This is a genomic window from Arsenicicoccus sp. UBA2120, assembly GCF_002330965.1.
Taxonomy (GTDB): Bacteria; Actinomycetota; Actinomycetes; order Actinomycetales; family Dermatophilaceae; genus Arsenicicoccus; species Arsenicicoccus bolidensis.
Map to the genome: position 1 here is coordinate 25,296 of NZ_DCYC01000069.1, position 9,766 is coordinate 35,061.

The 9,766-nt window shown below is 70.0% G+C and carries 8 protein-coding genes, 2 pseudogenes and 1 riboswitch; of the genes and pseudogenes, 5 read left to right on the forward strand and 5 right to left on the reverse strand.

The window, feature by feature from the left end:
• Window positions 1-101 precede the first annotated feature (101 nt).
• Both B2P18_RS10100 and B2P18_RS10105 read left to right on the forward strand, forming a co-directional pair.
• The gene (locus B2P18_RS10100) at window positions 102-1,598 is read left to right on the forward strand and encodes an aldehyde dehydrogenase family protein (protein WP_286958670.1); all 1,497 of its coding nucleotides are present in this window, start codon (window positions 102-104) and stop codon (window positions 1,596-1,598) included.
• A 46-nt stretch (window positions 1,599-1,644) separates the two neighbouring features.
• On the forward strand, window positions 1,645-2,505 hold the full coding sequence (locus B2P18_RS10105) for an SDR family oxidoreductase (protein WP_286958672.1): 861 nt from the start codon (window positions 1,645-1,647) through the stop codon (window positions 2,503-2,505).
• 210 nt (window positions 2,506-2,715) lie between these two features.
• Here the strand turns inward: B2P18_RS10105 and B2P18_RS10110 are convergent.
• Window positions 2,716-3,138 (reverse strand): annotated as a pseudogene (locus B2P18_RS10110) (MarC family protein); the annotation flags it as partial.
• 45 nt (window positions 3,139-3,183) lie between these two features.
• Entirely contained in the window at window positions 3,184-3,672 is a 489-nt protein-coding gene (locus B2P18_RS10115; RefSeq protein ID WP_156911470.1) for a GNAT family N-acetyltransferase, read from the reverse strand.
• A 129-nt stretch (window positions 3,673-3,801) separates the two neighbouring features.
• A riboswitch (SAM riboswitch) is annotated at window positions 3,802-3,919 on the forward strand.
• On the opposite strand from B2P18_RS10115, the pseudogene B2P18_RS10120 reads away from it, so the two are divergent.
• Window positions 3,884-5,260: pseudogene (locus B2P18_RS10120) on the forward strand (bifunctional o-acetylhomoserine/o-acetylserine sulfhydrylase); the annotation flags it as partial. (Overlaps the previous riboswitch by 36 nt.)
• A 92-nt stretch (window positions 5,261-5,352) precedes the next feature.
• Here the strand turns inward: B2P18_RS10120 and B2P18_RS10125 are convergent.
• Window positions 5,353-5,838 carry a DoxX family protein gene (locus B2P18_RS10125; protein ID WP_239263604.1) on the reverse strand — a complete coding sequence of 162 codons (486 nt, stop codon included), beginning with the start codon at window positions 5,836-5,838 and terminating at the stop codon, window positions 5,353-5,355.
• 104 nt (window positions 5,839-5,942) lie between these two features.
• Between B2P18_RS10125 and B2P18_RS10130 the strand changes: the two genes are divergently transcribed.
• Window positions 5,943-6,521: a GNAT family N-acetyltransferase gene (locus tag B2P18_RS10130; RefSeq protein WP_286958681.1), complete on the forward strand. Its 579-nt coding sequence runs from the start codon at window positions 5,943-5,945 to the stop codon at window positions 6,519-6,521.
• Window positions 6,522-6,587: 66 nt separating this feature from the next.
• Here B2P18_RS10130 and thrS read toward each other — a convergent pair whose 3' ends face one another.
• Both thrS and B2P18_RS10140 read right to left on the reverse strand, forming a co-directional pair.
• Complete coding sequence (gene thrS / locus B2P18_RS10135; RefSeq protein ID WP_286958688.1) at window positions 6,588-8,663, reverse strand: threonine--tRNA ligase; 2,076 nt, start codon at window positions 8,661-8,663, stop codon at window positions 6,588-6,590.
• Between the two features lie 131 nt (window positions 8,664-8,794).
• A complete protein-coding gene (locus tag B2P18_RS10140; protein ID WP_239263595.1) occupies window positions 8,795-9,169 on the reverse strand; it encodes a hypothetical protein in 375 nt (124 codons plus the stop codon).
• A 289-nt stretch (window positions 9,170-9,458) separates the two neighbouring features.
• Between B2P18_RS10140 and B2P18_RS10145 the strand changes: the two genes are divergently transcribed.
• Window positions 9,459-9,766 (forward strand): hypothetical protein (locus B2P18_RS10145; RefSeq protein ID WP_286958691.1); only part of this gene is annotated, 308 nt, incomplete at its 3' end.

Genomic DNA, 9,766 nt, shown 5'->3' on the forward strand with positions numbered 1-9,766 from the left:
TCGTGCCCAAAACCTATCGTGGGTTCCGCCTGCTGCCGGCGGGCGCTCGCTGTCGAGCGTTTCTCTCGGTGAGCTTCGAAGCATGTGTGAGGAGCACGACGATGACGTCGACCACCACGTTGACCACGGCCCACGAGACCCGACTACTGATCGCAGGCACGTTGCGCGACGCCGCCGACGGTGGGACCTTCGAGGTCGTCAATCCCGCCACCGGCGACGTCGTGGGCGTCGTCGCCGACGCCACGTCCGCTGATATGGACGAGGCGATCGCGGCGGCCAGGACCTCGTTCGACTCCTCCTGCTGGGCGCAGGACCGGGCCCTGCGGCAGAGGTGCCTCAGGCAGCTTCACGAGGCGATCGTCGCCGAGAAGGAGGAGCTCCGGCAGGAGCTGGTCGTCGAGGTCGGCGCCCCCCTGTCGACGACCTACATGGCGCAGCTCGACTGGCCGCTGGCGGATGGGCTGCTCTGGCCTGCCCGGATGATCGACGAGTTCGCGTGGGAGCGGCGCCTGGCCGATGGTGAGGCAGGCGGGCTCACCTCCGAGCGGTGGGTGCTCAAAGAGCCCGTGGGGGTGGTTGCGGCGATCATCCCGTGGAACTTCCCCTTTGAGATCCTGATCAACAAGCTCGGGCCTGCACTGGCGACCGGCAACACCGTCGTCGTCAAGGCCGCAGCCGAGACGCCGTGGAACGCCACCCGCATCGGACGGCTGATCGCGGAGAAGACCGACATCCCAGCCGGAGTCGTGAACGTGATCACCACCCGCGACCGATCCGTCGCCCAGGAGCTGGTCACGGATCCACGAGTCGACATGATCTCCTTCACCGGTTCCACGGCCACGGGGCAGCTGATGCTGCAGCTGTCCGCTCCAACCTTCAAGCGGACGCTGATGGAGCTCGGCGGCAAGAGCGCCGGCATCATCCTCGACGACGCTGACCTGGCTGCGGCGCTTCCTGCGGCGGCGGCGGCGTGCCTGCACGCCGGTCAGGGCTGCGCCCTTCCGACCCGGCTGCTGGTTCAGCGTGGGGTCTACGAGCAGGCCGTCGCCGCGCTGGAGCAGGTCTACGCACACCTGCCGTTCGGCGACCCGGCAGACCCCGAGACCTTCTCGGGACCGATCATCACCGCCAAGCAGCGTGACCACATCCTCGAGATGATCGAGGCGGGCAAGCGCGACGGAGCCCGCCTCCTCGTCGGCGGTGGGATTCCGGTGTCGCAGTCCCGCGGGTTCTTCATCGAGCCGACGCTCTTCGTCGATGTCGACAACGCCTCCACCATCGCTCAGCAGGAGATCTTCGGACCCGTCCTCGCCGTGACTCCGTTCGACACCGACGAGGACGCGATCCGCCTCGCCAACGACAGCGTCTACGGGCTCTCCGGCAACGTCTTCACGGCCTCACCCGAGCGAGCCCTGAAGGTCGCCCGCGGCATCCGCACCGGCTCGTTCAGCATCGACGGCGGCCAGTTCTACGGCGCCGACTCCCCCTACGGCGGCTACAAGCACAGTGGCCTCGGCCGGCAGGGCGGCCTCGAGGGCTTCGAGACCTATCTCGAGACAAAAGCCGTCGCCTCCTCGATCCCGCTCCCCCTCGCCTGACACCGCACCCTCCCCCACCCCCAGCACAAGAGAAGGAGAAGCCCTCATGAAGGACTACCTGAACTACACGGGCAAGGTCTGCGTCGTCACTGGCGCAGCGTCCGGGATGGGCAAGGCCACCGCCGAGATCCTCGTCGACCTCGGCGCGGAGGTGCACGGCCTCGACCATGTCGTCGTCGACCTCCCCGGCATGACCACGTCGCTGCAGGTCAACCTCGGCAACAAGGACGAGATCGACACCGTCATGGCCCAGCTGCCTGACACCTTCGACGCCTTCTTCGGCATCGCGGGGGTCTCCGGCGACCGGCATGACTTCAACGAGACGATGGCCGTCAACTTCACGGCGAACAAGTACATCACGGAGGCCTACCTCACGGACCGGATGCGCGAAGGGGGAGCCATCGCCTTCGTCACCTCGATGGGCGGCATCAACTGGGAGAAGCACCGCGACGAGATCGCCGGGCTCACCAGGGCGAAGGGGTGGGACGCCACCACCGCCGCCGTCCACGCCCTGGGTCTGGACGAGGCGCCGGGTCAGCTCGCCTACCCGATCTCCAAGCGCGCCACCAACCTGTACGTCGCTCAGGTCGCCGGGGAGTTCGCCGCAAAGCATGTCCGCGTCAACGCGATCATGCCGGCCAGCACCAGCACCGGACTCACCGACGACTTCGCCAGGAGTGTCGGAGGGATGGACAACCTCATCGGCCACGCCGGCTTCGCGGGCCGGCTCGCGGAGTCCCGCGAGATGGCGGAGCCACTGATCTTCGTCAATTCCCCGATGGCGTCCTTCATCTCCGGTGTGGTCCTGCCCATCGACTACGGCGGCCGCACCAGGGAGCTGACTGGCATGAACGAGGACCCGCTGGACGTCGACCTCGTGCCGACGACTGCTTCCGCCGGCGACTGACCACCCCACCGGCCTGTGGTGGTCAGCGTCTTGGGTCTTGGCGCTGACCACCACGCCCACCCGCACCCTCACCTGGATTCCTCGAGCACCAGGACCACTCCGACCAGGTCGACGTCTGCGAGGAGGACGTCAGCGCACCCACTGCGGGAACACGTGCTGCAGCCCGGCGACCACCATCCCCATCAGGCGCGTCATGATCACGCGCAGCGTCTACGACATGTGGTGCCCGATGGCGGGGGCGAACCACAGGACCAGCAGCAGCGCCAGCACGACGACCACGACGGCGGCGGCGACAGCGACATACCCTCTCGCTCCGTCCGCGGATCGGGTCAGCACGATCAGCGTCGTGATGCTGCCCGGGCCGACCATCGTCGGGAAGGCCCTGGGAGAGGACGACACGTCGGACGTGGACGCGTGCTCCGACTGGTGCTGCTGCTCGCTCGGTGTCCCGGAGTGCGCGATGCTCCCCGGCCCGCCGAGCATGCCCAGCGCGATCGTCAGCAGGACGATGCCCCCGGCGATCCGGAAGTCGTCCACCTCGACGCCGAAGAACCCCAGGATCGCCTTGCCCGCCACCATGACGACCAGCGACATCACCAGGCTGTACGCCGCCACGCGGATCGCCGTCCTGCGTTGCCGCGCAGCGTCCTACCCGGCGGTGAACCAGGCCAGATGATCTCAGAAGAGCGTGGCGGGGACCCTCAGCACCGACTCGAAGATCCCGTCGTGAGCGGGGCGCCCACCGAGGCGGCGGGAGATGCCGGCGGCGGCGGGGCCGAGCTCGGTGAGGTCGCCGCGCAGGTGCGTCAGACCCTCGGCCGAGGACCACGCGAACACCTCGCGAGCCAGCTGACCGCCGATCCCGCACCGGCGGAAGGTCGGCGTGACGAACATCGTGTGCACCTGGCCCCACCGCGAGCGCCGCGGCCCGCCGAGGACGGGGAGCTGCTCGACGAGGGTGACGCCGGCGATGCCGAGGGGACGCTTCTCGATCTCGGCGAGCCAGTAGGCGTGGGAACCGCTGCTGCGCAGCCAGGCGTCGGCGAACCGGTCGATGAACTCGGGGTCGGGCGAGGCGCCGCGCTCCCTGCCCAGCTGCAGCATCATCGCGGCGACGGCGAACGCGTCGTGCGGGCGGGCACGGCGGATGTGGGCGGGGGCGCTCATGGCCACAGTGAACCACCGGTCGAGGGTCTCGGCACCTCCTCGTGACCAAACCGTCACTCCAGGAGACGACGGTCCGTATGCCGGGACGCCACTTCCTCGCCCCACGAGACCCCTCCTAGAGTCGCCGCAGGTCATGAGCGTCAGCAGCACGGCCCCGGCCAGCTGACCGGCAACCCTCCCACGCGGCGGGGTGCCCCGGGTGAGGACCTGGCCCCGGCGTCACCCGACGCGGCGGCAAGCGCGAGCAAGGAGGGCACGACCCATGAGCGACTGGGCATTCGAGACCAAGCAGATCCACGCCGGGCAGAACCCGGACTCCGAGACGGGCGCGCGGGCGCTGCCGATCTACCAGACCACCTCGTTCGTCTTCGACGACGCGCAGGTCGCGGCGGACCGGTTCGCGCTGACGGACCTGGGCCCGATCTACACCCGCCTCGGCAACCCGACCAACAACGTCATCGAGGAGCGCATCGCGGCGCTCGAGGGCGGCGTCGGCGCCCTCCTGCTGGGGTCGGGCATGGCCGCGACGACCTTCGCGATCCTCAACGTCGCGCAGGCGGGCGACCACGTCGTCGCCTCCCCCGCGCTGTATGGCGGCACCTACAACCTGCTGCGCTACACGCTGCCGAGGCTGGGCATCACGACGACCTTCGTCAGCGACCAGGCCGACCTGGACGAGTGGCGCGCCGCGGTCCGCCCGGAGACCAAGCTCTTCTTCGGCGAGACGATCTCCAACCCCGACCAGAAGGTCCTCGACATCGCCGGGATCGCCGGGGTCGCCCACGACGCGGGCGTGCCGCTGTTCGTCGACAACACCGTCGCGACGCCATACCTCATCCGCCCGATCGAGCACGGCGCGGACGTGGTGATCCACTCGGCCACGAAGTTCCTCGGGGGTCACGGCACCTCGATCGTCGGGGCGCTCGTCGACGCCGGCACCTTCGACTACGCCCAGGACCCCGAGCGCTTCCCGCAGCTCAACACCCCGTCCGAGAGCTACCACGGGCTCGTCTTCGCCCGCGACCTCGGCGTGGGCTCGGCGCACGGCGCCAACCTGGCGTTCATCCTCAAGGCCCGCGTCGAGCTGCTGCGCGACCTCGGCTCGGCGTGCTCGCCGTTCAACGCCTTCCTCGTGGGGCTCGGCATCGAGACGCTGTCGCTGCGCATCGAGCGGCACCTGGCCAACACCCGCCGAGTCGTCGAGCACCTGCAGGGCCACCCGCAGGTCGAGCGGGTCTACTACGCGTCGCTCGACGGCAGCCCCGAGAAGGAGCGCGCGGACCGCTACTGCCCCCTGGGATCCGGTTCGGTGTTCTCGTTCGACATCGCCGGTGGGGTCGAGGCGGGGCGGGCGTTCGTGGACGCCCTCGAGCTGCACAGCCACGTCGCCAACATCGGTGACGTCCGCTCGCTCGTCATCCACCCGGCCTCGACGACGCACTCGCAGGGGTCGGACGAGGACCGCCTCGGCGCCGGCGTCACGCCCGGCCTGGTGCGCCTGTCGGTGGGCCTGGAGCACATCGACGACATCCTGGCCGACCTCGACCGGGGCCTCGAGGCAGCAGCTGCGGCCGGCGCGCAGGCCTGAGCACGCGCGAGGCGCCCACCCCACATTCGGGGTGGGCGCCTCGTCATACCTGGCGCGGCTCGATACCTGGCGCGGCTCGCGAGACAGGGCCGTCAGGCGCGGGTGGCCCCGACCGACTCGCGGTCGCCGACGGGACGACGACCGTCACGAGAGCCCCGGCCCCGACCGAGCAGCCCGTCGAGGCTGATCCGGCCGGCCCCGGCACCGATCAGCGCGAGCGACGCGGCCGCGATCACGGCGACCAGCTCCCAGCCACCGTCGGTGACGAAGACGCCGCCGTCACGGTGCGCGAACCAGAAGGCGCCCGCCATGTTGAGGACGACGAGCAGGGCGACCAGCGGGGTGGCCAGCCCGACGAGGATGAGGGCGCCACCGACGAGCTCGACCAGCGCGGCGAACCACGCGGCCAGCTCGGAGGCGGGGATGCCCATCTTGCCGAAACCGGCAGCGACGCCGTCGATCCCGTTCGTGCCGAGCTTCTGCCAGCCGTGGGCCATCAGGACCACGCCGAGCACGACGCGGGTCAGCAGCAGCGCGAGGTCGCGCAGCGCGGCGGGCGGGTGCAGGAGGGAGCGCATGAGAGTCCTTCGATCGGATACCTGAACGGACCAAAACATAACGCATGGTTACTTGAAAGATCAACCAATGGCATCCAGCGCCCCCGGCACGGCAGCATGAGCGGATGCAGACCACGATCCTCGAGCCGCGCCACCTGGACCAGGCCCGCGCGATCTACCTCGCCGCGTTTCCCCCTGACGAGCGGCTGCCGGTGGCGGACGTCCTCGAGCATCGCCTCCTCGATCGCAAGGTCCTCGTCGCGCGCGAGGACGACGACGACGACACGGTGCTGGCGATCGCGGTGCTCGTCCCCCACCACGAGCTCGGAGCCGACCTGCTGGAGTACCTCGCGGTCGACCCCCGGCGACGGTCGGGTGGCGTCGGCGGCGCCCTGCTCGAGGACGTCGTGCGGGCCGCCGGCGACCGCGACGTCCTGGCCGAGCTCGAGCCGCCCGACTCGTCACCGGACGCGGCGCGGCGGGCCGACTTCTACCGCCGTCACGCCTTCGCGCCGGCCCCGTGGCAGGGCGACTACGTGATGCCCGGGCCCCGCGGCGCCGTCCCCCTGCAGCTGTGGCACCGGTCGGGGCGCCCCTCCCCCGCCGACCCGCGCGCCTTCATGGAGCGGTTCTACACCCGGACGTATGGCGCCCGCGCCGACGCGCACCTGGCCACCCTCCTCGCCGCGGTCAGGCAGGGCTGAGCAGCGCGAGAGGCGCCGACCCCGTGCTGGGGTGGGCGCCTCTCGGCATACGAGATCCGTCGTGGCTCAGGCAGTCTCAGCCGTCTCTGCAGCCTCGGGCGACCCGATGGGTGCGGTCATGACCTGCTCGCGGGACTCGATGGACCGGACGATCTCCTCGATCGCCTGCTCCACGGGGATCCCGTTGCGCTTCGACCCGTCGCGGTAGCGGAAGGACACGGCCCCCGCCTCGACGTCCTCGCCACCCGCGATGAGCACGAACGGCACCTTGGACTTGGAGGCGTTGCGGATCTTCTTGGGGAAGCGGTCGTCGCTGTGGTCGACCTCGACGCGCACCCCACGCCGGCGCAGCTGGCGCGCGACGTCCTCGAGGTAGTCGGCGAAGTCCTCGGCCACCGGGATCCCCGTGACCTGCACCGGCGACAGCCACACCGGGAAGGCGCCGGCGTAGTGCTCGACCAGCACGCCCATGAACCGCTCGATCGACCCGAACTTGGCCGAGTGGATCATGACCGGCTGCTTGCGGGTGCCGTCGGCCGCCTGGTACTCCAGCCCGAAGCGCTCCGGCTGGTTGAAGTCGTACTGGATCGTCGACATCTGCCAGGTGCGGCCGATGGCGTCGCGCGCCTGCACCGACACCTTGGGGCCGTAGTAGGCGGCGCCGCCCGGGTCGGGCACGAGCTCCAGCCCGGACGCGAGGCAGACGTCCTCGAGGACCTTGGTCGCGACCTCCCACTGCTCGTCGGAGCCGATGAACTTGTCCCGCTTGGGCCCCTCGGTCTCGGGCGTCGACAGCTCCAGGTAGAAGTCGGTCAGCCCGAAGTCGCGCAGCAGACCGAGCACGAAGTCGAGCAGGTGCTTGATCTCGGCCGGCGCCTGCTCCTCGGTGACGTAGGAGTGCGAGTCGTCCTGGGCGAAGCCGCGCACGCGCGTCAGCCCGTGGATGACCCCCGACTTCTCGTAGCGGTAGACCGAGCCGAACTCGAAGAGCCGGAGCGGGAGCTCGCGGTAGGAGCGCCCGCGGGAGCGGTAGATGAGGTTGTGCATCGGGCAGTTCATCGCCTTGAGGCGGTAGTCCTGGCCCGGCTTGGTCACCTCGCCCGCGTCGTCGCGCTCCTCGTCGACGTGCAGCGGCGGGAACATCGTGTCCGCGTAGTACGGCAGGTGCCCGGAGGTGTGGAACAGGCCGTCCTTGGCGATGTGCGGCGTGCCGACGTACTCGAAGCCCTCCTCGATGTGCCGGCGGCGGACGTAGTCCTCCATCTCCCGCTTGATGATGCCGCCCTTGGGGTGGAACACCGGCAGGCCGGAGCCGATCTCGTCGGGGAAGGAGAACAGGTCGAGCTCGACGCCGAGCTTGCGGTGGTCGCGCTTCTCGGCCTCGGCGAGCCGCTCCAGGTAGGCGCGCAGCTCGTCCTTGGTCGGCCACGCCGTGCCGTAGAGCCGCTGCAGCTGCTCGTTGGCCTGGTTGCCGCGCCAGTAGGCCGCGGCCGAGCGCATGAGCTTGAAGCCGTTGGCGATGATCTTGGTGCTCGGCAGGTGCGGGCCGCGGCACAGGTCGCCCCAGGCGACCGTCCCGTCCCGGCGCACGTTGTCATAGATCGTGAGCTCGCCCGCGCCGACCTCGACACCGGCGCCGGCGTCCTCGTCGTCGTGCGTCATCGAGCCCTTGAGCCCGACCAGCTCGCACTTGAACGGCTCGCCCGCGAGCTCCTCCAGCGCCTCGGTCTCGCTGACCACGCGCCGCTGGAAGGTCTGCCCCTCGTTGACGATCTTCTGCATGACCTTCTCGAGCTGCTTGAGGTCCTCGGGGGTGAACGGCTCGTCCACCTGGAAGTCGTAGTAGAAGCCGTCGCGGACCGGCGGGCCGATGCCCAGCTTGGCGGCGGGGTTGACCTGCTGCACCGCCTGGGCCATGACGTGCGCGCAGGAGTGCCGCAGCACGTCCAGGCCGTCGTCGCTGGCGATGTCGACACCCTCGACGACGTCGCCCTCGCGCAGCTCGGTCGCCAGGTCCTTGAGCTCCCCGCCGATGCGCGCGACCACGATCCGGCGGTCGTCGGCGAACAGATCGGCGGCAGTCGTGCCCGCCGCCACCGTTCGCTCGTCTCCAGCGATGTGCACGGTGATGTCGGCTGACACAGGTGTCTCCAGTTCGTTCTCGTATGACGTCCCGCTGCCTCGCGGGGCCGCCGCCACCCCTGCGGTGACGTGCTGCCTAGGCTATCGGGCGGGGCAACTCGGTTCGGTCAGCATGACCTCCCTCCGAGTGGTCAGAAGGACGCGCAGCAGCGCACGACGCGCGCCTGGTCCCCCACCAGCAGGTCGCCGCCCGTGACGGTCTCGGCATACAGGCCCTCGCAGGAGCTCGGCTTGCGGCCCAGCCGCACCACCACGTCACCGATCCGCAGCTCCTGGCCCTCGAGGGCGGCCAACTCGTCGTCGCCCATGTCGAGGACGAGGTTGGCGCGCAGGTCGCCGGCGGCCTGCGCGGTGGTGGCGACGAGCAGCGGACGCCGCTTGGCGCGGTCGCCGACGAGGCCGGAATCCGTGAGCACGGCCTGCCGCAGGGGACGGCCCGGCTCACCCTTGACGGGATACACGGCGATGTCGGTGAGGGGCCACACGGGCGTGACGCTGGATGCCATGGGTCAAGCGTGCACCCCCGGGACCGACCAGGGCCAATCCGCTCACCAGCCGGATCCGGCCCGGCATCGACAGCGCAAGACTCATGCCCCGGCAACGCACGAGGGACCGGATGCCCATGGCGTCCGGTCCCTCGTGATGCTGGTGGACCTCCGTAGAGAGTTCGAGAACCCCTGCCCAGCCTTGAAAACCGTGGCTTCTCGCAGGTCGCGGGGCATCTACCGGCGGGACCGGAGGCCGCTGGAGCCGTCTGTAGTGGACGAGCGGGGCCGGATGGTGCGTGCAGTTGGGATGACTCAAACCTTTCTGAGCCCGGCACAGGTGGACGAGCTGGTGGCCTCGTATGAGTCGGGCGCGACACTCGTGGAGTTGGGCGAGCGGTTCAGCATTCATCGCCGGACCGCGGCGGCGCACCTTGCCCGCCGCTCGGTCCCGGTACGCCGGCGGGGGCTCGATGAGCGCCACATCGCAGAAGCTGTTGAGTTGTACTCAGGCGGCTTGACGCTCATGGAGGTGGGGTTGCGGTTCGGGGTCAGCCAGCAGACGGTCGGGCGCGCGCTCGTTGCCGCAGGAATCGCTGGGACTGCTGCAGGGGTAGG